This window comes from Cellulosimicrobium sp. NPDC057127 (genome assembly GCF_042670945.1).
Taxonomy (GTDB): Bacteria; Actinomycetota; Actinomycetes; order Actinomycetales; family Cellulomonadaceae; genus Cellulosimicrobium.
In genome coordinates, this window is record NZ_JBHUUP010000003.1 from 114,098 (window position 1) to 138,816 (window position 24,719).

At 73.7% G+C, this 24,719-nt stretch carries 20 protein-coding genes; all 20 read left to right on the plus strand.

Annotation, left to right across the window (positions count from 1 at the left end; all coding sequences use genetic code 11):
* The first annotated feature begins 68 nt into the window (after positions 1 to 68).
* A complete protein-coding gene (locus ACFTZA_RS04025) occupies positions 69 to 269 on the plus strand; it encodes a ubiquitin-like protein Pup (protein WP_378191025.1) in 201 nt (66 codons plus the stop codon).
* A 19-nt stretch (positions 270 to 288) separates the two neighbouring features.
* On the plus strand, positions 289 to 1,152 hold the full coding sequence (prcB, locus tag ACFTZA_RS04030) for a proteasome subunit beta (RefSeq protein WP_378191027.1): 864 nt from the start codon (positions 289 to 291) through the stop codon (positions 1,150 to 1,152).
* Entirely contained in the window at positions 1,149 to 1,892 is a 744-nt protein-coding gene (prcA, locus tag ACFTZA_RS04035) for a proteasome subunit alpha (protein WP_378191029.1), read from the plus strand. The genes prcB and prcA overlap by 4 nt, the downstream gene beginning before the upstream one ends.
* A gap of 5 nt (positions 1,893 to 1,897) precedes the next feature.
* A complete protein-coding gene (gene pafA / locus ACFTZA_RS04040) occupies positions 1,898 to 3,259 on the plus strand; it encodes a Pup--protein ligase (protein WP_378191031.1) in 1,362 nt (453 codons plus the stop codon).
* 102 nt (positions 3,260 to 3,361) lie between these two features.
* Positions 3,362 to 4,318, plus strand: a complete 957-nt coding sequence (locus ACFTZA_RS04045; protein ID WP_378191033.1) for an FKBP-type peptidyl-prolyl cis-trans isomerase — start codon at positions 3,362 to 3,364, stop codon at positions 4,316 to 4,318.
* Positions 4,315 to 5,085: an imidazole glycerol phosphate synthase subunit HisF gene (hisF, locus tag ACFTZA_RS04050; RefSeq protein WP_378191035.1), complete on the plus strand. Its 771-nt coding sequence runs from the start codon at positions 4,315 to 4,317 to the stop codon at positions 5,083 to 5,085. Before ACFTZA_RS04045 ends, hisF begins: the two co-directional genes overlap by 4 nt.
* A gap of 4 nt (positions 5,086 to 5,089) precedes the next feature.
* Positions 5,090 to 7,090 (plus strand): ABC transporter ATP-binding protein, encoded by a 2,001-nt coding sequence (locus tag ACFTZA_RS04055; RefSeq protein WP_378191038.1) that lies wholly within the window; start codon positions 5,090 to 5,092, stop codon positions 7,088 to 7,090.
* Positions 7,087 to 8,925: an ABC transporter ATP-binding protein gene (locus ACFTZA_RS04060; RefSeq protein ID WP_378191041.1), complete on the plus strand. Its 1,839-nt coding sequence runs from the start codon at positions 7,087 to 7,089 to the stop codon at positions 8,923 to 8,925. Before ACFTZA_RS04055 ends, ACFTZA_RS04060 begins: the two co-directional genes overlap by 4 nt.
* Before the next feature lie 59 nt (positions 8,926 to 8,984).
* Complete coding sequence (gene hisI / locus ACFTZA_RS04065) at positions 8,985 to 9,440, plus strand: phosphoribosyl-AMP cyclohydrolase (RefSeq protein WP_378191043.1); 456 nt, start codon at positions 8,985 to 8,987, stop codon at positions 9,438 to 9,440.
* Positions 9,437 to 11,008 carry an anthranilate synthase component I gene (locus ACFTZA_RS04070; protein ID WP_378191045.1) on the plus strand — a complete coding sequence of 524 codons (1,572 nt, stop codon included), beginning with the start codon at positions 9,437 to 9,439 and terminating at the stop codon, positions 11,006 to 11,008. Before hisI ends, ACFTZA_RS04070 begins: the two co-directional genes overlap by 4 nt.
* Complete coding sequence (locus ACFTZA_RS04075) at positions 11,005 to 11,628, plus strand: Trp biosynthesis-associated membrane protein (RefSeq protein ID WP_378191047.1); 624 nt, start codon at positions 11,005 to 11,007, stop codon at positions 11,626 to 11,628. Before ACFTZA_RS04070 ends, ACFTZA_RS04075 begins: the two co-directional genes overlap by 4 nt.
* A 58-nt stretch (positions 11,629 to 11,686) precedes the next feature.
* A complete protein-coding gene (locus ACFTZA_RS04080; protein ID WP_378191049.1) occupies positions 11,687 to 11,959 on the plus strand; it encodes an HGxxPAAW family protein in 273 nt (90 codons plus the stop codon).
* Positions 11,956 to 12,450: a DUF2752 domain-containing protein gene (locus ACFTZA_RS04085; RefSeq protein WP_378191051.1), complete on the plus strand. Its 495-nt coding sequence runs from the start codon at positions 11,956 to 11,958 to the stop codon at positions 12,448 to 12,450. The genes ACFTZA_RS04080 and ACFTZA_RS04085 overlap by 4 nt, the downstream gene beginning before the upstream one ends.
* Positions 12,451 to 12,612: 162 nt before the next feature.
* Positions 12,613 to 13,425: an indole-3-glycerol phosphate synthase TrpC gene (gene trpC / locus ACFTZA_RS04090; protein WP_378191054.1), complete on the plus strand. Its 813-nt coding sequence runs from the start codon at positions 12,613 to 12,615 to the stop codon at positions 13,423 to 13,425.
* Between the two features lie 152 nt (positions 13,426 to 13,577).
* Positions 13,578 to 14,858: a tryptophan synthase subunit beta gene (gene trpB, locus ACFTZA_RS04095; RefSeq protein WP_378191429.1), complete on the plus strand. Its 1,281-nt coding sequence runs from the start codon at positions 13,578 to 13,580 to the stop codon at positions 14,856 to 14,858.
* Between the two features lie 5 nt (positions 14,859 to 14,863).
* Positions 14,864 to 15,772, plus strand: coding sequence for a tryptophan synthase subunit alpha (gene trpA, locus ACFTZA_RS04100; RefSeq protein ID WP_378191431.1), 909 nt, complete (start codon positions 14,864 to 14,866; stop codon positions 15,770 to 15,772).
* Positions 15,769 to 16,833 carry a prolipoprotein diacylglyceryl transferase gene (gene lgt, locus ACFTZA_RS04105; protein WP_378191056.1) on the plus strand — a complete coding sequence of 355 codons (1,065 nt, stop codon included), beginning with the start codon at positions 15,769 to 15,771 and terminating at the stop codon, positions 16,831 to 16,833. Before trpA ends, lgt begins: the two co-directional genes overlap by 4 nt.
* A gap of 139 nt (positions 16,834 to 16,972) precedes the next feature.
* Positions 16,973 to 21,556, plus strand: a complete 4,584-nt coding sequence (gene gltB, locus ACFTZA_RS04110) for a glutamate synthase large subunit (protein ID WP_378191058.1) — start codon at positions 16,973 to 16,975, stop codon at positions 21,554 to 21,556.
* The gene (locus tag ACFTZA_RS04115) at positions 21,549 to 23,015 is read left to right on the plus strand and encodes a glutamate synthase subunit beta (protein ID WP_378191060.1); all 1,467 of its coding nucleotides are present in this window, start codon (positions 21,549 to 21,551) and stop codon (positions 23,013 to 23,015) included. Before gltB ends, ACFTZA_RS04115 begins: the two co-directional genes overlap by 8 nt.
* A 109-nt stretch (positions 23,016 to 23,124) precedes the next feature.
* Complete coding sequence (gene pyk / locus ACFTZA_RS04120) at positions 23,125 to 24,555, plus strand: pyruvate kinase (RefSeq protein ID WP_378191062.1); 1,431 nt, start codon at positions 23,125 to 23,127, stop codon at positions 24,553 to 24,555.
* The last annotated feature ends 164 nt before the right edge of the window (positions 24,556 to 24,719 follow it).

Sequence of the window (24,719 nt, forward strand, 5' to 3'; positions counted from 1 at the left end):
TGTGCCCGGTTCGCACGCGAGTCTGGGACGACGAGCGCCGGGCGTGCCCGGCGGACGAGGAGGCAACCATGGCGGGTACGGAACGCACCCACGCGTCGCACGAGGACCGGCGTCCCGACGACGAGCCGGACGTCCCGGAGACCCCCGCGGCACCGCAGGCCCAGTCCCGCGACGCGGAGGTGGACGCGCTCCTCGAGGAGATCGACGAGGTCCTGGAGACCAACGCGGAGTCCTTCGTCCGGGGATTCGTGCAGAAGGGCGGCGAGTAGGAAGAGTGGTCGAGCGCCGATGAGCACCCACCAGTCCCCGCGCCTTCCCCACACCTTCACGACCCCCGGGTCGTCGTCGTTCCTCGACTTCCTCTCCGGCCACGCACCGGACCTGCTGCCGTCGCGCCGTGCCGGGACGCACCCGGGATCGGCCCCTGAGGCGCCGCACGGGACCACGATCGTCGCGGCCACGTTCGGGGCCGAGGGCGCCGGCGGCGTCGTCATGGCCGGTGACCGGCGCGCCACGATGGGCCCGATGATCGCCCACCGCGAGATCGAGAAGGTCTTCCCGGCGGACGAGTTCTCGGCCGTCGGCATCGCGGGGACGGCGGGTCTCGCGGTCGAGCTGGTGCGCCTGTTCCAGCTCGAGCTCGAGCACTACGAGAAGATCGAGGGGGCGCTGCTCTCGCTCGACGGCAAGGCGAACCGTCTGTCGACGATGATCCGGCAGAACCTCGGGATGGCGATGCAGGGCCTCGCCGTCGTCCCGCTGTTCGCCGGGTTCGACCTCGACCGCGGACAGGGCCGGATCTTCTCCTACGACGTGACCGGCGGACGCTACGAGGAGCGCGACCACCACAGCGTCGGCTCGGGCTCGGTGTTCGCCCGGGGCGCGCTGAAGAAGCTGTGGCGGCCCGGCATGGACCGCGACGCGGTCGTGCGGGTAGCGGTCGAGTCCCTCTACGACGCGGCGGACGACGACTCCGCGACCGGTGGCCCCGACACGGTGCGGCGGATCTGGCCGGTCGTGGCGGTCGTCACGGGCGCGGGGTACGAGCGCGTGCCCGGCGACGAGCTGGAGGCCGTGGTCGAGCAGATCGTGACCGAGCGCCGCGAGGGCGCGGCCGGTGGCCGCGCCGTTCCGGGAGGTGAGCCCGCATGACGATGCCCTTCTACGTCTCGCCCGAGCAGCTGATGAAGGACCGGGCGGACTTCGCGCGCAAGGGCATCGCCCGTGGTCGCTCGGTCGTGGCCCTCGCCTACGAGGACGGCATCGCGTTCGCGACGGAGAACCCGTCGCGCGCGCTGCACAAGATCTCGGAGATCTACGACCGGATCGCGTTCGCCGCGGTCGGCAAGTACAACGAGTTCGAGAACCTGCGGGTGGCGGGCGTGCGGTACGCCGACCTGCGGGGGTACTCCTACGACCGGACGGACGTCAACGCGCGCGGGCTCGCGAACGCGTACGCCCAGACGCTCGGCACCGTGTTCACCACGGAGTCGAAGCCCATGGAGGTCGAGATCGTCGTCGCCGAGGTCGGACCGACCGCGGCGCAGGACCAGCTCTACCGCATCTCGTACGACGGCTCGGTCGCCGACGAGCAGGGCTACGTCGTCATGGGCGGTCAGGCGGAGCAGCTCGGCCGCATCCTCGCGGACGGCTGGGAGCCCGCGATGGCTCTCGGGGACGCGCTGCGCCTCGCCGTGCGGGCGCTGGGGGACGGGGCCGGGGAGTCGGCCGCGCGCGAGATCCCGGCCGGCCAGCTCGAGGCCGCGGTGCTCGACCGCACGCGCCCGCGCCGGGCGTTCCGGCGGCTCTCCGGCTCGGTGCTCGAGGACCTGCTGCGGGAGGCTCCCGCGGACGGGGCGGCACCGGTCGCCGACGTGTCGGACGGGGGGTAGGACGGATGGACCGCAGGATCTTCGGCATCGAGACGGAGTACGGCGTCACGTGCGCCTCGGACGACGGCCGCGGGCTGTCGGCGGACGAGGTGGCGCGCTACCTGTTCCGCAAGGTCGTCGCGTGGGGGCGCTCGTCGAACGTCTTCCTGCGCAACGGCTCGCGCCTGTACCTCGACGTGGGCTCGCACCCGGAGTACGCGACGGCCGAGTGCGACGACGTCCGCCAGCTCGTCGCGTACGACCGCGGCGGGGAGCGGATCCTCGAGGGGCTCGTCGCGGACGCGCAGCAGCGGCTCGAGCACGAGGGGCTGCCGGGACGCATCCACCTGTTCAAGAACAACACGGACTCCGCGGGCAACTCCTACGGCTGCCACGAGAACTACCTCGTGCGGCGCCAGGGCGACTTCGCGCGCCTGTCGGACGTGCTGGTGCCGTTCCTCATCACGCGGCAGATCCTCACCGGTGCCGGCAAGGTGCTCTCGACGCCGCGGGGCGCGGTCTACTGCCTGTCGCAGCGCGCGGACCACATCTGGGAGGCGGTGTCGAGCGCGACCACGCGGTCGCGCCCGATCATCAACACGCGCGACGAGCCGCACGCCGACGCCGAGAGCTACCGGCGCCTGCACGTCATCGTCGGCGACTCGTCGATGGCGGAGACCACGACGATGCTCAAGGTCGGGACGACCGACCTGATCCTGCGCATGGTCGAGGCCGGCATGCCGATGCGCGACCTCGCGCTCGAGAACCCCATCCGCTCGATCCGCGAGATCAGCCACGACGTCACGGCGAAGCAGCCGGTGCAGCTCGCGAGCGGGCGCACCGTGACGGCGATCGACCTGCAGGGGGAGTACCTCCAGCGTGTCAAGGAGTTCGTCGACTCCGAGATGTCGCCCACGCCGGTGGTCAAGCAGGTCCTCGACCTGTGGGAGCGGGGACTGCGGGCGCTCGAGACGGGCGACCTCTCGCTGGTGGACCGCGAGCTCGACTGGGTGATCAAGTACCGGCTCATCGAGCGCTACCGCGCCAAGCACGGGCTCGAGCTCGACGACCCGCGCGTCGCCCGTCTCGACCTCGCCTACCACGACATCTCGCGCACCGAGGGGCTGTACAACCTCCTCGCCGCACGCGGCATGGTGGAGCGGATCACGACGGACCTCGAGGTGTTCGAGTCGACCGCCGTGCCCCCGCAGACCACGCGCGCCAAGCTGCGCGGGGACTTCGTGCGTGCCGCGCAGGAGGCGCGCCGCGACTACACGGTGGACTGGGTGCACCTGAAGCTCAACGACCAGGCGCAGCGCACCGTGCTGTGCAAGGACCCCTTCCGCAGCGTCGACGAGCGCGTGGAACGACTCATCGAGTCGATGTGACGTGCGGGGCGTGATGTGAGGACCGTGGTTCCGACGGCCGTGCGACCCGACGGGGTCTGGGCACGGCCGGTACGACGTCGCGCGCCCGGGCCCGTGCGCCCGGTGCGCCGACTGGTCGTCGTGGCGCTGGCGCTCGTCGCCGCGCTCGTCCTGGGCGCCTGCGAGGAGCCCGAGGACGCGGCGCAGACCCCGCTCAACACGGCGGTCGAGGTCGCGGGCTCCGCGGGCGCGCCGCCGTCGCTGACGTACACCGCGCCGCTCGACGTGCCGCAGACCCGCTCGGAGGTCGTGTGGCCCGGCACCGGCCGCGAGCTCGTCGAGGGCGGGCCGCTGCTGCTCAACCTCTACGCGCAGGACGCGCGGGACGGGACGGTGCTGCAGAACACGTACACCGACGCGCCGCAGTGGTTCACCCTGAGCGACGAGTCCGTCGGCGACGACCTCGCCGACCTGCTGCGCGGGCAGCGCGTGGGTGCGCGGCTGCTCCTCGCCCAGGAGGACGACGGCGTGCCCGTCGTCCTCGTCGTCGACGTCCTGCCGACGCGCGCGGACGGCGAGGACGTCTCCCCGCCCGAGGGGATGCCGACGGTGGAGCGCGCCGAGGACGGCGCACCGACCGTCACGGTCCCGGCGGACACGCCGCCGCCCGCCGACCTCGTCGTGCAGCCGCTCGTGCGCGGGGACGGGCCGCAGGTCGAGGCGGGGCAGGTGGTCACCGTCCGCTACACGGGCGTGCGCTGGTCGGACGGCGGCGTCTTCGACTCGTCGTGGGCGGCCGGCGCCACGCCGTCGTCGGTCATGATCGGCATCGGCGAGGTCATCGAGGGCTGGGAGCAGGGGCTGCTCGAGCAGTCCGTCGGGAGCCAGGTGCTCCTCGTCGTGCCGCCCGACCTCGGGTACGCCGGCACCGCGAACCCCTTGGCGGACGAGACGCTCGTCTACGTCGTCGACATCCTCGACGCCCACTTCCCGGTGACCGCCGAAGAGGCGGCGGGCGAGACGTCCGGCGCCCCCGACCCGACCGGCGAGGAGCCGGCCGACCTAGGAGAGACCTCATGACCGTCGCGATCCGCGTGATCCCCTGCCTGGACGTCGACGCCGGCCGGGTCGTCAAGGGCGTGAACTTCGAGAACCTGCGCGACGCGGGCGACCCCGTCGAGCTCGCGTCGCGCTACGACCGCGAGGGCGCGGACGAGGTGACGTTCCTCGACGTGTCGGCGTCGTCGGGCAACCGGGAGACGACGTACGACGTCGTGCGCCGCACCGCCGAGCAGGTCTTCGTGCCGCTCACCGTCGGCGGCGGGGTCCGCACCGCCGACGACGTGGACCGGCTGCTGCGAGCCGGCGCGGACAAGGTCGGGGTGAACACGGCCGCCATCGCGCGCCCGGAGCTCATCGCGGAGATCGCCGACCGGTTCGGCAGCCAGGTCCTCACGCTGTCCGTGGACGCACGCCGCACGACGGACGGCACGAGCACGCCCTCGGGCTACGAGGTCACGACGCACGGCGGTCGACGGGGGACGGGGATCGACGCCGTCGAGTGGGCGGCGCGCGCGGCCGGTCTCGGCGCAGGCGAGATCCTGCTGAACTCCATGGACGCCGACGGCACGACCGCCGGGTTCGACCTGGAGATGTTCGCCGCCGTGCGCCGAGAGGTCCGCGTGCCGCTCATCGCGAGCGGCGGGGCGGGCACGCCCGAGCACTTCGTCGAGGCGGCGCGCGCGGGCGCGGACGCGGTCCTCGCGGCGAGCGTGTTCCACTTCGGTGCGCTCACCGTGGCGCAGGTCAAGGACGCGATGCGTGCCGCCGGCGTGGAGGTGCGCTGAACTCATGACCGACACCCTTCCGTCCGAGCCGGCCGTGCGGCGCCCGCACGGGCTCACCGGCTCGCGCGTGCGTCGCTCCCTCGTGCTCATGGGCCGCGGGATCCGCGACGAGCCGCGCACCTACGTCCTCGCGATCGGCGCCTCGGCGCTGTTCGGCGCGCTCACCGTCGGTGTCAGCCGCGCGGTCGGCACCGTGACGGACGAGGTGGTCGTGCCCGCGCTCGCGGGGGACGAGGTCGCGCGGGGACGCATCTGGCTCGCCGGGCTCGTGCTCGCCGGTATCGCGCTCTCCCTGGCCCTGAGCGTGGCCGCGCGCCGCATCTTCGCCGGCAACGGCTACGCGGCCCTGCAGGCGCGCCACCGCACCGCCGTCTCCCGCCAGTACCTGCGCCTGCCCATGTCCTGGCACCGTGCGCACCCGGCCGGGCAGCTGCTGTCGAACGCCAGCTCGGACGTCGAGGCCGCGACGGGGGTGTTCAACCCGCTGCCGTTCGCGCTCGGCGTCGTCGTCATGATCGGCGTGGCCGCGGTCATGCTGTTCCGCGTCGACGTGTGGCTCGCGTGCGCCGCGCTCGTGGTGATCCCGCTCGCGGTCGTCGTGAACGTGGTGTTCCAGCGGCACATGTCGCCGGCCGTCACGCGGGCGCAACAGCTGCGCGCGGAGGTCGCGGACGTGGCGCACGAGAGCTTCGAGGCCGCGCTGCTCGTCAAGTCGCTCGGCACGGAGGCGCGCGAGGAGCGACGGTTCGCCGCCCGGACGGACACGCTGCGCGCCGCCAACGTCCGCGTCGGCGTGGTCCGCGCCTTCTTCGACCCCGTGATCGAGCTGCTCCCGTCGCTCGGCACGCTCCTCGTGCTGGGCGTCGGCACCGCCCGGCTCGCCGCGGGGGGCGTGGACGCCGGCGACATCGTCACCGCCGCGTACCTGCTGACCGTGATGGCCGTGCCCGTGCGCGCGTTCGGCTGGGTGCTCGGCGAGCTGCCGCGCGGGCTGGTCGGTTACGAGCGCATCAGCCGCGTCATCGACTCGGGCGGCGTGCTCGTGCCCGGCACGCGACCCCTGCCCGCGACCGGTCACGGCCTCGCGGTCCGCCTCGAGGACGTGGGACTCGACGTGCGTGCCGGCGGGCGCGACATCACGCTGCTGGACGGGATCGACCTTGACCTCGCGCCGGGCGCCGTCGTCGCGGTCGTCGGGCCCACCGGCGCCGGCAAGACGACCCTCGTCTCGCTGCTCGCCCGGCTGTCCGACCCGACGCGCGGCCGGGTCCAGCTCGACGGCGTCGACGTGCGCGACGTCCACGAGCGCGACCTCACGCAGCAGGTCGCGCTCGTCGCGCAGCAGGCGTTCGTCTTCGAGGACTCCGTGCGGGCCAACGTCACGCTCGCGGACGAGGACGGGACCGGCCCCGACGACGAGCGCGTGTGGGAGGCGCTGCGCCTCGCGCGCCTGGACGACGTCGTCGAGCGGCTGCCCGAGGGGCTCGACGCCCCTCTCGGTGAGCGCGGTGCGAACCTGTCGGGCGGGCAGCGCCAGCGCCTCGCGATCGCCCGCGCGCTCGTGCGCCGCCCGCGGCTGCTCGTCCTCGACGACGCGACGTCCGCCGTGGACCCGCGCGTCGAGCAGCAGATCCTCGCCGGCCTCCGGCGCGAGGGCGGTGACCGGCCCACGGTCGTCATGGTCGCCTACCGCATGGCGAGCGTCGCGCTCGCGGACGTCGTCGTGCACGTCGAGTCCGGACGCGTCGTCGACGTCGGCACGCACGCCGAGCTCGTCGCCCGCGACCCCGGGTACCGCGAGCTCGCGACGGCGTACGCGCGCGAGGCGGAGCGTCGTGCCGCCGACGAGCGGGACGCCCTCGACGGGACGGTGGGCCGCGCCGGCCGGCCCGACGACGGGGGACCACCGGCCGACGCAGGACCGGGCGAGGACCTCGACCGGTACGAGGACACGGAGGCCGACGCCGTGGCGCGGCGGGCCGAGGCAGGGGCACTGGAGGAATGAGCACCTCGACCACCGGACCGGCCGCCGACGCGCGCATCGCGTCGGCCAGCACGCTCGGCGTGCTCGCGACCCTGCGCCGCGGCGTGCAGGTGTCGCCGCAGATCCTCGACGGGCTGTGGGTCACGCTCGGCCTCGCGGTCGCGGCCGCGCTCGGCCGGATCGTCGTGCCCGTCGCGGTCCAGCAGACCATCGACACCGGCGTCCTCGCCGAGGGCGGGCCGGACACCGGGCGCGTGGCCGTGCTCGTCGGCGCGGCGGCCGGCGTGCTCGTCCTGGCCGGTCTGTGCTCGGCGCTGGTCAACGTCCGCCTGTTCCGGTCCACGGAGGCCGGCCTCGCGGCGCTGCGCGTGCGGGCGTTCCGCCACGTGCACGACCTGTCCGTGCTGACCCAGAGCACGGAGCGGCGCGGATCCCTCGTCTCCCGCGTGACGAGCGACGTCGACACGATCTCCCTGTTCGTGCAGTGGGGCGGCATCATGCTGCTCGTCTCGGTGCTCCAGATCGGCGTCGCCACGATCCTCATGGCGGTCTACTCGTGGCAGCTCACCCTCGTCGTGTGGGCCTGCTTCGTGCCGCTGTTCCTCGTGCTGCGCCCCGCGCAGCGGCGGGTCAACGACGCCTACACCGCGGTCCGTGCGCGTGTGGGCGCGATGCTGGGCGCGATCTCCGAGTCCGTCGTGGGCGCCGAGACCATCCGCGCCTACGGCGTGGGCGCCCGCACGGCCCGGCGCATCGACGCGGCCGTGCAGGACACCCGGCGGGCCATGGTCCGGGCGCAGAAGCTCGTCGCCGTCGTCTTCTCGAGCGGCGTGCTCGTGGCGAACCTCGTGCTCGCCGTCGTCGTGGTCGTCGGCTCCCTCCTCGGGGTCGCGGGCGACATCTCGGTGGGTCGCCTCCTCGCGTTCCTCTTCCTCGTCCAGCTCTTCACCGGACCGGTGCAGATGGCCACGGAGATCCTCAACGAGCTGCAGAACGCCGTCGCCGGCTGGCGGCGCGTGCTCGCCGTCCTGGAGACGCCCGCGGACGTCGTCGACGCCGGCGACGACGGCGTCGACAGCCCGCGCGGTCCGGCCCACGTGCGCCTGGAGGGCGTCCGCTTCGCCTACCCGGACGGGCCCGAGGTGCTCCACGGCGTCGACCTCGACCTGCCGGCGCGCGCGTCGGTCGCGGTCGTCGGGGCCACGGGCTCGGGCAAGACGACGGTCGCCAAGCTCGTCACGCGGCTCATGGACCCCACGGCGGGCCGCGTCCTGCTCGACGGCGTCGACCTGCGCCGCATCCGCGCGGCCAGCCTGCGCGAGCGCGTGGTGCTCGTGCCGCAGGAGGGCTTCCTGTTCGACGGGACGCTCGCCGAGAACGTGGCGTACGGCCTGCGCGGCGCCGAGGCGGACGAGACGCCCGCGGCGGGTACGCCCGGGCGGCGGCGCATCGAGGAGGCCGTCGACCGGCTCGGCCTCGCCGACTGGGTCGCGGACCTGCCGGACGGGCTCGACACCCCGGTCGGCCAGCGCGGCGAGTCGCTCTCGGCGGGCGAGCGCCAGCTCGTGGCCCTGCTGCGCGCGTACCTCGCCCAGGGCGACCTCCTCGTCCTCGACGAGGCGACGTCCGCCGTCGACCCGGCGACGGAGGTGCGCATCGCGCGGGCGCTCGCGTCCCTGACGGAGGGCCGGTCGACGCTGACCATCGCGCACCGCCTGTCCACCGCCGAGGCCGCCGACGTCGTGGTCGTCGTCGACGCGGGACACGTCGTCGAGGTCGGTCACCACGACGAGCTCGCCCGCGCCGACGGCGTCTACGCCCGCATGCACGCCGCGTGGATCACGCAGACGCGGTGACGGACGTGCACGGTGAGCGCGGGCGACGGGCGGACCGCGTCGTCTGGCAGGATTCTCGGGTGCCCGACGACTCGACCAGCCCCGCCCCGGCGACCGCTCTCGCCCCCGACGTCGCGTCCCGCCTCAAGCGCGACGACGCCGGCCTCGTCGCGGCGGTCGTCCAGCAGCACGACACCGGCGAGGTGCTCATGCTCGGCTGGATGGACGACGAGGCGCTGCACCGCACGCTCACCACGGGCCGCGTGACGTTCTGGAGCCGCTCGCGCCGCGAGTACTGGCGCAAGGGCGACACGTCCGGCCACGTCCAGGTCGTGCGGTCCGTCGCGCTCGACTGCGACGGCGACGCGCTGCTGGTGCGCGTGCACCAGGTCGGGGCGGCGTGCCACACCGGCACGCGCACGTGCTTCGAGGCCGGGGGAGACCTCGGCGCCGTCGCCGGCGAGCTGCCGCCGGCCGCACCCGACGCCACGCACTCCGGCGCCCCGACGACCGACCCCGAGGAGGAGGACCAGTGACCACGTCCGACGCGGCCCGGAGCACGACCGTCCCGGCGGGCGGGCCCGCGTGGGGCGAGACCTGGCCCCACGCGCCGGGCTTCCGCGAGCTCGCGGCGACGCGCCGCGTCATCCCCGTCGTGCGACGCCTCCTCGCCGACGACGTCACGCCCGTCGGCCTCTACCGCACGCTCGCCGGTGGCCGCCCGGGGACGTTCGTGCTCGAGTCCGCGGAGTCCGACGGCACGTGGGGGCGCTGGTCGTTCGTCGGCGCCGCGTCGCGCGCCACCCTGACCGCGCGCGACGGCCGGGCGGTCTGGTCCGGTGACGTGCCCGTCGGCATCCCCACCGAGGGCGACGTCGTCGACGTGCTCGAGGCGACGCTCGAGGCGTTGCGCACGCCTCCGGTCGAGGGCCTGCCGCCGCTCACCGGGGGCCTCGCGGGTGCCGTCGGGTGGGACGTCATCCACCACTGGGAGCCGACGCTGCCCACCGCGGCCCCCGACGAGCTCGGCGTGCCCGAGCTGACGCTCTGCCTGGCGACCGACGTCGCCGCCGTCGACCACCGCGAGGGCAGCGTGTGGCTCGTGGCCAACGCGATCAACTTCGACGACACCGACGCGCGGGTCGACGACGCGTACGCCGACGCCGTCGCCCGGCTCGACGCGATGCAGGCGCGGCTCGTCGCGGGCGGGACGCACGTCGTCTCGGCCGCGCACGACGCGCCCGAGCCCGAGCTCGAGTTCCGCTCGACCCGCGAGGAGTTCGAGGACGCGGTCGCCGCCGGCAAGGACGCCATCCGCGAGGGCGAGGTGTTCCAGGTGGTGCTGTCCCAGCGCCTGGACCTCGACTGCCCGGCCGAGCCGCTCGACGTGTACCGCGCGCTGCGGACCATCAACCCGAGCCCGTACATGTACTACTTCCAGCTCACCGACGCCGACGGTCGAGACTTCGCCGTCGTGGGCTCGAGCCCCGAGACGCTCGTCAAGGTGACCGACGGGCGGGTCGTGACGTACCCCATCGCCGGGTCGCGGCCGCGCGGGGCGACGCCCGAGGAGGACGTCGCGCTGGGGGAGGAGCTGCTGGCCGACCCCAAGGAGCGCGCCGAGCACATCATGCTCGTCGACCTGTCGCGCAACGACCTCGTCAAGGTCTGCGAGCCCACCTCGGTCGAGGTCGTGGAGTTCATGGCGACCAAGCGGTTCAGCCACATCATGCACCTGTGCTCGACGGTCGTCGGCACGCTGCGCGCCGGGGCGTCCGCGCTCGACGCCTTCCGCGCGACGTTCCCCGCGGGCACGCTCTCCGGGGCGCCCAAGCCGCGCGCGATCGCCCTCATCGACGAGCTCGAGCCGGCTCGTCGCGGCATCTACGGCGGCACCGCGGGCTACTTCGACTTCGCGGGCGACATGGACATGGCCATCGCGATCCGGACCGCGCTGATCCGCGACGGGCGCGCGAGCGTCCAGGCGGGTGGCGGCATCGTCGCCGACTCCGTCCCCGCCCTCGAGTACGCCGAGTCGCGCAACAAGGCTGCCGCCGCCGTCCGCGCCGTCCAGGTGGCGGCACGGCTGCGAGGTCTCCCGTGAGGACGCCCACGCGCCGCACCGCCGTCTGGGTGCTCCTGCTGCTCGGCGGGGCGACGCTCGCCGCCGCCGCGCCGACGTGGTCGACCACCACCGGCGCGTCGGCGCTCGACCCCGTGGTCGACGTGGCCGTGACGGGCACCGCGGCGGCGCCGGGCGTCGGTGCCGCCGCGCTCGTCCTCGTGGCCTCGGCGCTCGCGCTCGGGCTCGTGGGCCGCGTCGGCCGGTGGGTCGTGCTCGCCGTGGCCGCGCTCAGCGGCGTCGTGACGACGGCCTCGGCGCTCGCGGTGGCGCTCGACCCCGAGCCGAGCGCGCGCTCCGCCGTGGCCGAGGCGACCGGCGTCACCGAGCTCACCGCGCCCGTGGCGCTCACCGCGGCGCCGTGGATCGCGGCGGTCCTGGGCGTCGTCACGGTGCTGGCCGTCGTCTGGGTGGCCGCCGGCACCCGGGCGTGGGGGCGGGCGTCGTCCCGGCACGAGCGCGACGCCGGCGCCCCGTCGGACGCCGCCGGCACGGCCGGTGCGACCGGTGCCTCCGGGGCCGACGTGCCCGCGCGGACCGACCTCGACGACCACGACGCCTGGGACGCGCTCTCGCGCGGCGAGGACCCCACCGACCGATGACACCCCGCAGCCGAGGACCGGCCCGGACAGGGCCGTTCCGATAGGCTGGGCGCACATCATGACGAAAGGCACGACCCCCATGGCCCACAAGCACCAGACCACCGAGATCGCGTACCTGCCGCCCGCGGCGCCGCCCACCAACCACGGCCACACCGTCGCGGCGTGGTTCACGATGATCGGCATCATCGTCGGCGTGCTCGTCGCCGCCGTCGGCGTCGTGGTCGCCGCCGTCTGGCTGTTCTGGGTCGGGATGGGCGTCGTCGCGGTGAGCCTGCTCGGCGGCCTCGTGCTGCGCAACCTGGGATACGGGCAGAAGCCGGCCTCCAGGTGACCTCACCGCCGGCCGCACGACCGGGCGAGGGCGGGGTCGCCGCGACCTCGCACCCTCCCGGTGCCCGTGCGGCCGGCGGTCCCTCTCTCGTCCCCCGTGCGGCGGCCGCGCCGCTCGCGACCGGCGCCCTCGTGGCGGCGGCGACGGCGTACGTCGCGCTCGTGGACCCGAACCGGCCCGGTCACTACCTGACCTGCCCGCTGCTCGCGCTGACCGGGTTCGCGTGCCCGGGCTGCGGCGGGCTGCGCGCGACGCACGACCTCGCCCACCTCGATCTCGCCGGTGCCTGGGCGGCGAACCCGCTGTGGGTGCTCGTGGCGCCGGTGCTCGTCGTGCTGTGGCTCGTGTGGCTGGCGCGGGCGTGGCGGGGGCTCCCGGGGCCTCGCGTGCCGGGAGGCGTCGCGTGGGCCTCGCTGGCGGTGCTGGTGCTGTTCGGCGTGCTGCGCAACGTGCCCGTCCTCACCGGCTGGCTCGGCCCGGCCGGTGGCTGAGCGCGGCCCGCTCGTCTCGTGGGATGAGCCGTGGTCAACGCCGGTCGGGCACGGCCCTACGATGGCTGTACCTCCCCGTCGACGGGGCGGCCGGCCGTGCGGGCGGAGCACGACCGGCTCGACGGCGAGGACGAGGCGACGAACCCGGGGAGTGATGGGGCGATGACGGTTCTGGACGACATCGTCGCGGGCGTGCGCGAGGACCTCGCCGCGCGCCAGGCGACGACCTCGCTGGACGAGCTCAAGGAGCGCGCGTCACGGGTGCCCGGTGCGCTCGAGTGCGTGAGCCGCCTCAAGGCGGACGACGCGGTCGCGATCATCGCGGAGGTCAAGAGGTCGAGCCCCAGCAAGGGCGCCCTCGCCTCGATCAGCGACCCGGCCGAGCTCGCGAGCGAGTACGAGAAGGGCGGGGCCTCGGCCATCTCCGTGCTGACGGAGCAGCGCCGCTTCAACGGCAGCCTGGCCGACCTCGACGCCGTCCGCGCACGTGTCGACGTGCCGGTGCTGCGCAAGGACTTCGTCGTGACGCCCTACCAGGTGTGGGAGGCGCGCGCGCACTGCGCGGACATCGTGCTGCTCATCGTCGCCGCGCTCGAGCAGACGGTGCTCACGTCCCTCGTCGAGCGCGTGCACTCGCTCGGCATGACGGCCCTCGTGGAGGTGCACACGCTGGAGGAGGTCGGCCGGGCGCTCGACGCCGGCGCGCGCGTCATCGGCGTCAACTCCCGCGACCTCAAGACGCTCGACGTCGACCGCACGACGTTCGCCCGCCTGGCGCCCGCGATCCCGGACGACGTGGTGCGCGTCGCGGAGTCGGGCGTGCGCGGTCCGCACGACGTCATGGACTACGCCCGCTCGGGAGCGCACGCGGTGCTCGTCGGGGAGGCGCTGGTCACGGACGACGCGCCCCGCGCGTCGGTCGCGGACCTCGTCGCCGCCGGCGCCCACCCGTCGCTGTGGTCCGTGCGGCCCTGAGGCGCCCGACCCCCCGGTCCCGCACCGCCTCGGAGCCGCGCCCCGGCCCGTCAGCCCTTCCATCCCGCAGGAGGTCCGGCCCCGTGCCCGACTCGACACCCACCACGCCCGAGGCGTCCGTGCCCGCGCCGTCCGCCGGCGCCGACCGCTCGGTGCGCGCCGACCTGGGGCGCACGCTCGCGAACCACCAGGGCCCGTACTTCGGCGACTTCGGGGGCCGGTTCGTCCCCGAGGCGCTCATCGCCGCGCTCGACGAGCTCGAGACCGAGTACCGCAAGGCGCTCGACGACCCGGAGTTCGTCGGCGAGCTCGCGCGCCTGCACCGCGAGTACACGGGGCGGCCCAGCCCCCTCACCGAGGTACCGCGCTTCGCGGAGCAGGTCGGAGGCACGCCGGGCGCGGTCCGGGTGCTCCTGAAGCGCGAGGACCTCAACCACACCGGCTCGCACAAGATCAACAACGTGCTCGGGCAGGCCCTGCTCGTCAAGCGCATGGGCAAGACGCGGGTCATCGCGGAGACGGGGGCGGGCCAGCACGGCGTGGCCACCGCCACGGCCGCGGCGCTGCTCGACCTCGACTGCGTCGTCTACATGGGTGAGGAGGACACGCGGCGCCAGGCGCTCAACGTCGCGCGCATGCGCCTCCTCGGTGCCGAGGTCGTGCCCGTGGCGATCGGCCAGCGCACCCTCAAGGACGCCATCAACGAAGCCCTGCGCGACTGGGTCGCGAACGTGGACACCACCCACTACCTGCTCGGCACGGTGACCGGCCCGCACCCGTTCCCCGAGATGGTGCGCGAGTTCCACCGGGTCATCGGCGAGGAGGCACGCACCCAGGTCCTCGACCGGGTCGGCCGTCTGCCCGACGCCGTCGTGGCCTGCGTGGGCGGCGGCTCGAACGCGCTCGGCATCTTCAACGCCTTCCTCGACGACGACGGCGTCGCGCTCCACGGGTTCGAGGCCGGCGGCGAGGGGATCGCGTCGGGCCGGCACGCCGCCCGGTTCAGCGGCGGGGCGCCCGGGGTGCTGCACGGTGCGCGGTCCTACCTGCTGCAGGACGCGGACGGCCAGACGCTGGCGAGCCACTCCATCTCGGCGGGCCTCGACTACCCGAGCGTCGGGCCCGCGCACGCGTGGCTGCACGACCTGGGCCGTGCGACGTACCAGCCGGTGACCGACGACGAGGCGATGGAGGCGTTCCGCCTCCTGTGCCGCACCGAGGGCATCATCCCGGCGATCGAGTCCGCGCACGCGCTCGCCGGGGCGCTGCGGCTCGGTCGCGAGGCCGTCGCCGCGGGCCGCGAGGACCACGTGATCCTCGTCAACCTGTCCGGGCGCGGGGACAAGGACGTGGCCACCGCCGCGCGGTGGTTCGACCTCGTGGACGACGACGCGATCGCCGAGACGGCGACGGGCACGGAGGGAGAGCTGTGAACGGCGTGCAGGAGCAGCCGCGGACGGGGGCGCCGGCGCGGTCGCGCACGGCGGACCGTCTCGCGCAGCTGCGCGAGGAAGGTCGGGCGGCCCTCGTCGGCTATCTTCCGGTCGGCTTCCCGACGGTCGAGCGCTCGGTCGAGGCCGCGGTCGCGCTGGTGGACTCCGGCGTCGACGTCCTCGAGCTCGGCATCCCTTACACCGACCCCGTCATGGACGGTCCGGTCATCCAGGCAGCGGCGGAGGCCGCGCTCGACGCGGGCGTCCGCGTCGCCGACGTCTTCGCCGTCGTCGAGGCCGTCACGTCGCGGACCGGCGGCCGGGTACCGGTGCTCGTCATGACGTACTGGAACCCGGTGCTGCGGCACGGCGTCGACGCGTTCGCGCGCGACCTCGCGGCCGCGGGCGGTGCCGGTCTCATCACGCCGGACCTCATCCCGGACGAGGGGCGCGCCTGGATCGAGGCCGCCGACCGCCACGGGCTCGACCGCGTGTTCCTCGTCGCACCGAGCTCGACGCCCGAGCGCCTGCGCCTCACGACGCAGGCGTCCCGCGGGTTCGTCTACGCCGCCTCCACCATGGGGGTGACGGGTGAGCGCACCCAGGTCGGCCCGCGTGCCGAGCAGCTCGTCGCCGACACCCGCGCCGCGGGCGCGCCGTACGTGTGCGTCGGCCTCGGCGTGTCGACCGGGACGCAGGCCGCCGAGGTCGCACGCTTCGCGGACGGCGTCATCGTGGGGTCCGCCTTCGTGCGGCCGCTCCTCGCGGACGCACCCTGGGACGAGCGGCTCGAGGCGTTGCGCGCCGTCGCCGCGTCCCTCGCCGAAGGGGTGCGGGGTGCGCGCCGCACGGACGTCGACACGGGTCCCGGGAGCCGTCCCGCCGGTGCGGGCGTCGGCGAGGTGGTCGCATGAGCGCCGCGACCGCCGTCGGTCAGCTGACCGCCTGGGCCGCGGGTGCCCCCGCCGCCGGGGTGCTCCCGGCCGCGATCCCGAGCCCGCCGCAGCACACCTGGTACCTCGGGCCGTTCCCGCTGCGCGCGTACGCGCTGGCGATCCTCGCGGGCATCGCGGTGGCGCTGTGGCTCACGCGCCGCCGCTGGGTCGAGCGCGGCGGAGAGGCGGACGACGTCCTGGAGATCGCGTTCTGGGCGGTGCCGTTCGGCATCGTGGGCGGGCGGATCTACCACGTCTTCTCCACGCCCGACCCGTACTGGGGCCCGAACGGTGACCCGGTGCGCGCGCTGTACGTCTGGGAGGGCGGTCTCGGCATCTGGGGTGCGGTCGCGCTCGGTGCCGTCGGTGCCTACATCGGCTGCCGCCGCCAGAAGGTCAGCTTCCCCGCGTTCGCGGACGCGCTCGCCCCCGGGCTGCTGCTCGCGCAGGCCGTGGGCCGGCTGGGCAACTGGTTCAACCAGGAGCTGTTCGGCGCACCGACGACTCTTCCGTGGGGGCTGCGGGTCGACGACTCCGTGGCCGCGGCGGCCGGTGCCGGGTACCCCCCGGGGACGCTGTTCCACCCCACGTTCCTCTACGAGATGGTCTGGAACGTCGGAGCCGCCCTGCTCCTGATCTATCTGGACCGTCGGTTCCGGCTCGGTCATGGTCGGGTATTCTGGCTCTACGTTCTCGTCTACACGCTCGGTCGTGTGTGGATCGAGATGTTGCGCATCGACGAGGCCGAGCTCGTCCTCGGTCTCCGGCTGAACGTCTGGACGTCGATCCTGGTCGGTCTCGGTGCGTTGGTAGCGTTCGTCGTGATCGGGCGCCGCCATCCTGGACGCGAGGAGACGGTGCAGCTCGCAGGTCGCCCTGAGGCGGCCGGCGAGCCGGATCAGGACCCTGCGCCCACCACGGGGTCCGCGGACGAGGTCGCGAGGTCGACCGACGCCGAGGACACCCAGAAGACCGAGGACTCCGACGACGCGGAGGAGTCCGAGCAGGCAGATGCCGCGCGACCAGACCCAGGTCGGTGAGCATCCGTCACCCCGTAGGACACCGCCCGGGCGACCGCCCGGTGGGTCCCATCATGTCCGTAGGGCCGATGACGTCCCGAAACCCCCCAGCTGGAATGAGCTCGGCCTGCGTGGCCGGGCGCCTGTGAGGACGGTGTTGATGACCACGCCGCAGTACCGGGACGCGTACCGGGCACCCGCCCTGGCCGCTCCTCCCACGGCTCTCGGTCTGTACGACCCCGCCGCCGAGCACGACGCCTGCGGCGTCGCCTTCGTGGCGACGCTGCGCGGTACGCCCGGACGCGACATCGTTGACGCGGGCCTGACGGCCCTGCTCAACCTCGACCACCGCGGCGCGGTCGGCGCCGAGGAGAACAGCGGCGACGGCGCGGGGATCCTCACGCAGATCCCGGACGCGTTCGTACGCGACGTCGTCGACGCCGAGCTGCCTCCCGCCGGTCACTACGCCATCGGCACGGCCTTCCTCCCGCAGGACGCCGAGGCGGCGGCCGCAGCCGTCCGCGGCGTCGAGGCGATCGCCGCGGAGGAGAAGCTCGACGTCCTCGCCTGGCGCGACGTGCCGGTGACGGCCGACCTCGTCGGACCCTCCGCGCGCGCCTCGATGCCGACGTTCCGCCAGCTCGTCGTCGCCGACCCGGCGCGCGAGCTCGCGGGCGTGGACCTCGACCGCCGCGCGTACCGGCTGCGCAAGCGGGTGGAGAACGAGCTCGGCCTGTTCTTCGCGTCGCTGTCCGCGCGGACGCTGACGTACAAGGGCATGCTCACGACGGCCCAGCTCGAGCCGTTCTTCCCGGACCTGTCCGACCCGCGCTACGCGAGCGAGATCGCGCTGGTCCACTCGCGCTTCTCGACGAACACGTTCCCGTCGTGGCCGCTCGCGCAGCCGTTCCGGATGATCGCGCACAACGGCGAGATCAACACGGTGCGCGGCAACCGCAACTGGATGGCCGCGCGCGAGGGCACGCTGGCGTCGGACGCGCTGGGCGACCTCGCCCCGCTGCTGCCCGTGTGCTCCGACGGCTCGAGCGACTCGGCGAGCTTCGACGAGGTGCTCGAGCTCCTGCACCTGTCGGGCCGCCCGCTGCCGCACGCCGTGCTCATGATGATCCCGGAGGCGTGGGAGAACCACGCCGCGATGGACCCGGACCTGCGCGCGTTCTACGAGTACCACGCGGCGCTCATGGAGCCGTGGGACGGTCCGGCGTGCCTGAACTTCACCGACGGCACCCTCATCGGTGCCGTGCTGGACCGCAACGGGCTGCGCCCGGGCCGCTACTGGGTCACCGAGGACGGGCTCGTCGTGCTCGCGAGCGAGGCCGGCGTGCTGGACCTCGACCCGGCGACGATCGTCCGCAAGGGCCGCCTCGAGCCGGGCCGCATGTTCCTCGTCGACACCGGCCAGGGCCGGATCATCGAGGACGAGGAGATCAAGTCCCAGCTCGCCGCGCAGCGTCCCTACGCGCGGTGGGTCGCGGAGAACTCCGTGTACCTCGACCAGCTCCCGGAGCGCGAGCACGTCGCGCACAGCCCGGCGTCCGTGCAGCGCCGCCAGCGTGCCTTCGGCTACACGGAGGAGGAGCTCAAGGTCATCCTCACGCCGATGGGCAACACCGGCGCGGAGCCGCTCGGCGCGATGGGCACCGACACGCCGATCGCCGTGCTCTCGCAGCGACCGCGCCTGCTCTTCGACTACTTCACGCAGATGTTCGCGCAGGTGACCAACCCGCCGCTGGACGCGATCCGCGAGGAGCTCGTGACCTCGATCGGCGGCGCGATCGGCCCCGAGCCGAACCTGCTCGTCGACACGCCGGACCACGCGCGCAAGCTCGTGCTGCCGTTCCCGGTGCTGGACAACGACCAGCTCGCCAAGATCATCCGCGTCGACAAGGACCCGCGCCTGGCCGGCACGTTCCGCTCGGTCACGGTCAAGGGCCTGTACCGCGTGTCCGGCGGGGGAGAGGCGCTGCTCGCGCGCCTCGACGAGATCTTCGCGGAGGTCGACGCGCACGTCGAGGCGGGCGCCAGCTTCATCGTGCTCTCCGACCGCGACTCCGACTCGGACCTCGCGCCGATCCCGTCGCTGCTGCTGTCGAGCGCCGTCCACCACCACCTGCTGCGCCGGCACACCCGCACCCAGGTGTCCCTCGTCGTCGAGGCGGGCGACGTGCGCGAGACGCACCACGTCGCGCTCCTCATCGGTTACGGCGCGGCCGCCGTCAACCCGTACCTCGCCATGGAGACCGTCGAGGACCTGGCCCGTCGCGGCTACCTCGCGGTCGACCCGGAGAAGGCCGTCGGGAACCTCATCAAGGCGCTCGGCAAGGGCGTGCTCAAGGTGATGAGCAAGATGGGCATCTCGACCATCTCCTCCTACCGCGGCGCCCAGGTCTTCGAAGCCGTCGGGCTCTCGCACGACCTCGTGCACGACTACTTCGCCGGGACCACCTCGCGCCTCGGCGGCGTCGGCCTCGACGTGATCGCGGCGGAGGTCGCGGCGCGGCACGCCGAGGCGTACCCGGCGTCCGGCAACCACCAGGCGCACGTGAGCCTGGCGACGGGCGGCGAGTACCAGTGGCGTCGTGACGGCGAGGAGCACCTGTTCGACCCGGAGACGGTGTTCCGGCTCCAGCACTCCACGCGCGAGCGCCGGTTCGACATCTTCCGCCAGTACACGCACCGCGTCGACGAGCAGTCGTCGCGTCTCATGACGCTGCGCGGGCTGCTCGCGATGCGCGAGGGCGAGCGTCCCGCCGTGCCGCTCGACGAGGTCGAGCCCGTGAGCGAGATCGTCAAGCGGTTCAACACGGGCGCGATGTCCTACGGGTCCATCTCGGCGGAGGCCCACGAGACCCTCGCGATCGCCATGAACCGTCTCGGCGGGCGCTCGAACACGGGTGAGGGCGGCGAGGACGCGGAGCGGCTGTACGACCCGGAGCGCCGCTCGCGCGTCAAGCAGATCGCGTCGGGACGCTTCGGCGTCACGAGCGAGTACCTGACGAACGCCGACGACATCCAGATCAAGCTCGCCCAGGGCGCCAAGCCCGGCGAGGGCGGTCAGCTGCCCGGGCACAAGGTGTACCCCTGGGTGGCGAAGACCCGGCACTCGACGCCGGGCGTCGGCCTCATCTCGCCGCCGCCGCACCACGACATCTACTCGATCGAGGACCTCGCGCAGCTCATCCACGACGCGAAGAACGCGAACCCCTCGGCCCGGATCCACGTCAAGCTCGTCTCCGAGTTCGGCGTCGGGACGGTCGCGACGGGCGTGTCCAAGGCGCACGCGGACGTCGTGCTGATCTCCGGCCACGACGGCGGCACGGGCGCGAGCCCGCTGACGTCGCTCAAGCACGCCGGTACGCCGTGGGAGATCGGCCTCGCCGAGACCCAGCAGACGCTCGTGCTCAACAACCTGCGCGACCGCATCGTCGTGCAGGTGGACGGGCAGATGAAGACCGGTCGCGACGTCGTCGTGGCGGCGCTGCTCGGGGCCGAGGAGTTCGGCTTCGCGACGGCCCCGATGGTCGTGTCCGGCTGCATCATGATGCGCGTGTGCCACCTCGACACGTGCCCGGTGGGCGTCGCCACGCAGAACCCCGAGCTGCGCGCGCGGTTCACGGGCAAGCCCGAGTTCGTCGTGAACTTCTTCGAGTTCATCGCCGAGGAGGTGCGCGAGTACCTCGCCCGCCTGGGCTTCCGCACGCTCGAGGAGGCCGTCGGCCACGTCGAGCTGCTCGACACCCGCAAGGCCGTTGACCACTGGAAGGCGCAGGGCCTCGACCTGGGCCCGGTGCTCGAGAAGCCCGTGCCGGTCGAGGGCTCGTCGCTGCGCAACACGACCACGCAGGACCACGGCCTGGACAAGGCCCTGGACAACCAGCTGGTCGCGCTCGCCGCGGACGCGCTCGAGCGGCGCGAACCGGTGCGGATCGCCCTGCCCGTGCGCAACGTCAACCGCACGGTCGGCACGATGCTCGGCCACGAGGTGACCAAGCGCTTCCGGGGCGACGGACTGCCCGACGACACCATCGACGTCACCCTGACGGGGTCGGCGGGCCAGTCGTTCGGGGCGTTCGTCCCGCGCGGCGTCACGCTGCGCCTGTTCGGCGACGCCAACGACTACGTCGGCAAGGGGCTGTCGGGCGGCCGCATCGTCGTGCGGCCCGACCGCAACGCGGTCCTCACCGGGTCGAGCAACGTGATCGCCGGCAACGTGATCGGGTACGGCGCGACGTCCGGGGAGGTGCTCCTGCGCGGACGCGTGGGCGAGCGCTTCGGCGTGCGCAACTCCGGTGCGACGCTCGTCGTGGAGGGCGTGGGCGACCACGCCTGCGAGTACATGACCGGCGGCACCGTCGTCGTCCTCGGCCCGACGGGCCGCAACTTCGGTGCCGGCATGTCCGGCGGGACGGCGTACGTCCTCGACCTGCGCGAGGAGGCTCTGAACACGAGCGCCCTCTCGACCGGGGAGCTCGGGCTCGGCCCGCTGGAGGACGACGAGGTGGCGTTCCTCGAGAAGCTCGTGCGCCGCCACCAGGAGGAGACCGGCTCGCCGCTGGCTGCCGAGCTCCTGGCCGACTTCTCCGCGGCGGCGCGGCGGTTCACCCGCGTGCTGCCGACCGACTTCGCGCGCATGCGCTCGGCGCTCGACAAGGCCGAGTCGGCGGGGCTCGACCCGGCCGCGCCGGGCGTGTGGGACCAGATTCTGGAGGTGGCCCGTGGCTGACCCCCGTGGCTTTCTGAAGGTGCGCGAGCGCGAGCTCCCGCCGAACCGGCCCGTGGCCGTGCGCCTGCGCGACTGGAAGGACGTGCACGCCCACCTCGAGGAGGGCCAGGTCTTCCTCAAGGAGCAGGCGGGGCGCTGCATGGACTGCGGCATCCCGTTCTGCCACCAGGGCTGCCCGCTCGGGAACCTCATCCCCGAGTGGAACGACCTCGTGTACCGCGAGCAGTGGGTCGACGCGATCGACCGCCTCCACGCGACGAACAACTTCCCCGAGTTCACCGGTCGCGTGTGCCCGGCGCCGTGCGAGTCGAGCTGCGTGCTCGGCATCAACCAGCCGGCCGTGACGATCAAGAACGTCGAGGTGTCGATCATCGACCAGGCGTTCGCCCGCGGGTACGTCACGCCGCAGGTGCCGCAGCGCCTGACCGGCTGGACCGTGGCCGTCGTCGGCTCCGGACCCGCCGGGCTCGCCGCTGCCCAGCAGCTGACGCGCGCGGGGCACACTGTGGCCGTCTACGAGCGGGACGACGCGATCGGCGGCCTCCTGCGCTACGGCATCCCCGACTTCAAGCTCGAGAAGTCCCACATCGACCGCCGCATCGCGCAGATGGAGGCGGAGGGCACGCGGTTCCGCCCGGGCGTCGAGATCGGCGTCGACATCACGTGGGACGAGCTGCGCGCTCGCTTCGACGCCGTCGTGGTCGCGACGGGAGCCACGGTGCCTCGCGACCTGACGATCCCGGGCCGGGAGCTCGACGGCGTCCACTTCGCGATGGAGTTCCTGCACCAGGCGAACGCGGTCGTGGCGGGGCGCGAGGTCCCGGACCAGATCACGGCGACCGGCAAGCACGTGATCGTCATCGGCGGTGGCGACACCGGCTCGGACTGCCTCGGCACCTCGCTGCGCCAGGGGGCGGCGAGCGTCACGACGCTCGCCATCGGCAAGCAGCCGCCGCTCGAGCGGCCGGCGAGCCAGCCGTGGCCGACCGACCCGATCGTCTTCGAGGTCTCCTCGTCGCACGAGGAGGGCGGCGAGCGTGAGTACCTCGCCTCGACGGTGGAGTTCCTCGACGACGGCCACGGGAACGTCCGGGCGCTGCGCGTGGCCGAGACCGAGTACCTGCCGGACGGCCGGCGCGCGCCGCGCGCCGGGACGGAGCGGGAGATCCCGGCGGACCTCGTGCTCGTCGCCATGGGCTTCACCGGACCCGAGACCGGCACGCTGACGGAGCAGGCCGAGGCGGGTCTCACGGGCCGGGGCCTGGTGGCGCGCGACGACGACTTCGCGTCGACGCTGCCCGGGGTCTTCGTGGCCGGCGACGCCGGCCGTGGTCAGTCGCTGATCGTGTGGGCGATCGCCGAGGGTCGGGCGGCGGCGGCTTCCGTCGACGCCTACCTGCAGGGTGGGACCGAGCTTCCGGCGCCGGTTCGCGCGAGCACCGTGTCGCTGCGCGCCTGACGTTCACCCGGTGCCGTGCCCGGCGCCGGGACGATGTGCGGGGCATCCTTGGGAGGGGCACCCCGCGACGGCCGGCTCGCCGCCGGACCGACAACTAGAGGCTGGAGATATGCGCAGAGCAAAGATCGTCTGCACCATCGGACCCGCGACCGAGTCGCCGGAGCAGCTCCGGGCGCTGGTCGACGCCGGCATGGACGTCGCCCGGATCAACCGCAGCCACGGCAGCGCGGAGGAGCACGAGGCCGTCTACCACGGCGTGCGCGCCGCGGCGGAGGCGTCGGGCCGGTCGGTGGCCGTGCTCGTCGACCTCCAGGGCCCCAAGATCCGTCTGGGCCGGTTCGCCGACGACGAGAAGCACTGGCTCGAGGTCGGCGACGAGTTCACCATCACGACCGAGGACGTCGTGGGGACCAAGGAGCTCGTCTCGACGACCCACAAGGGCCTGCCGGGCGACGCGCGCGTCGGCGACCCGATCCTCATCGACGACGGCAAGGTGCTCGTGCGGGTCACCGCCGTCGACGGCCCGCGCGTGGTGACGCGCGTCGAGGTCGCGGGCCCCGTGTCCAACAACAAGGGCCTCAACCTCCCGGGCGTGGCGGTCTCCGTGCCCGCGCTGTCCGACAAGGACCGGCAGGATTTGCGCTGGGCGCTGCGCCTCGGCGCCGACTTCATCGCCCTGTCGTTCGTGCGGTCGGCGAAGGACTTCGACGACGTCGCGCAGATCATGGCGGAGGAGGGCCGCACGGTCCCCGTCGTCGCCAAGATCGAGAAGCCGCAGGCCGTCGACAACCTCGCCGAGATCGTCGACGCGTTCGACGGCGTGATGGTCGCCCGCGGCGACCTCGCGGTCGAGCTGCCGCTCGAGCAGGTCCCGCTCGTGCAGAAGCGCATCGTCGAGCTCGCGCGTCGCAACGCGAAGCCGGTGATCGTCGCGACGCAGGTGCTCGAGTCGATGACGACCAACCCCCGCCCGACGCGCGCCGAGGCGTCCGACTGCGCCAACGCCGTGCTCGACGGCGCGGACGCGGTCATGCTCTCGGGCGAGACGAGCGTCGGCGACTACCCGATCGTCACGGTGCAGACCATGGCGCGCATCATCGAGGCGACGGAGGAGGCGGGCCGCGAGCGGATCGCCCCGCTCGGCTCGACGCCGCACACGCGCGGTGGCGCCATCACCCGCGCCGCCGCGGAGATCGGCGAGATCCTGGGCGTCAAGTACCTCGTGACGTTCACGCAGTCCGGCGACTCGGCGCGGCGCATGTCGCGTCTGCGCTCGTCGATCCCGCTGCTGGCGTTCACGCCGCGCGAGCACGTGCGCAACGTGCTGTCGCTGTCGTGGGGCACGCAGACGTACCAGGTCCCCGAGGTCGAGAACACCGACGCGATGGTGGGCCAGGTCGACACGACGCTGCAGGCCAACGGCCTGGCCGAGGTCGGCGACCTGGTGGTCGTCGTCTCGGGGGCGCCGGTGGGGCAGCCGGGCACGACGAACTCGATCCTCGTGCACAAGATCGGCGACCACTCCGACACGCTGAAGTGATCCCCGCGCACCCGTGAGGGTGCACCGGTCGACGCCCGGGTGGCGCACCCCACGGTGCGCGACCCGGGCGTCGTCGTGCCTGCCGGCGTCCTCGACTCGCGCCACGCCGTCACCGGACGTTCGCCCGCCGTCCACCTGGAGCCGCTAACCTCGCGCGACCGACC

Coding starts and splice junctions, on each gene's coding strand:
- lgt (WP_378191056.1), top strand. CDS start 15,769: ATGAGCGCCGCGACCGCCGTCGGTCAGCTGACCGCCTGGGCCGCGGGT.
- ACFTZA_RS04055 (WP_378191038.1), top strand. CDS start 5,090: ATGACCGACACCCTTCCGTCCGAGCCGGCCGTGCGGCGCCCGCACGGG.
- ACFTZA_RS04060 (WP_378191041.1), top strand. CDS start 7,087: ATGAGCACCTCGACCACCGGACCGGCCGCCGACGCGCGCATCGCGTCG.
- hisF (WP_378191035.1), top strand. CDS start 4,315: ATGACCGTCGCGATCCGCGTGATCCCCTGCCTGGACGTCGACGCCGGC.
- ACFTZA_RS04025 (WP_378191025.1), top strand. CDS start 69: ATGGCGGGTACGGAACGCACCCACGCGTCGCACGAGGACCGGCGTCCC.
- ACFTZA_RS04080 (WP_378191049.1), top strand. CDS start 11,687: ATGACGAAAGGCACGACCCCCATGGCCCACAAGCACCAGACCACCGAG.
- pafA (WP_378191031.1), top strand. CDS start 1,898: ATGGACCGCAGGATCTTCGGCATCGAGACGGAGTACGGCGTCACGTGC.
- prcB (WP_378191027.1), top strand. CDS start 289: ATGAGCACCCACCAGTCCCCGCGCCTTCCCCACACCTTCACGACCCCC.
- gltB (WP_378191058.1), top strand. CDS start 16,973: ATGACCACGCCGCAGTACCGGGACGCGTACCGGGCACCCGCCCTGGCC.
- pyk (WP_378191062.1), top strand. CDS start 23,125: ATGCGCAGAGCAAAGATCGTCTGCACCATCGGACCCGCGACCGAGTCG.
- prcA (WP_378191029.1), top strand. CDS start 1,149: ATGACGATGCCCTTCTACGTCTCGCCCGAGCAGCTGATGAAGGACCGG.
- trpC (WP_378191054.1), top strand. CDS start 12,613: ATGACGGTTCTGGACGACATCGTCGCGGGCGTGCGCGAGGACCTCGCC.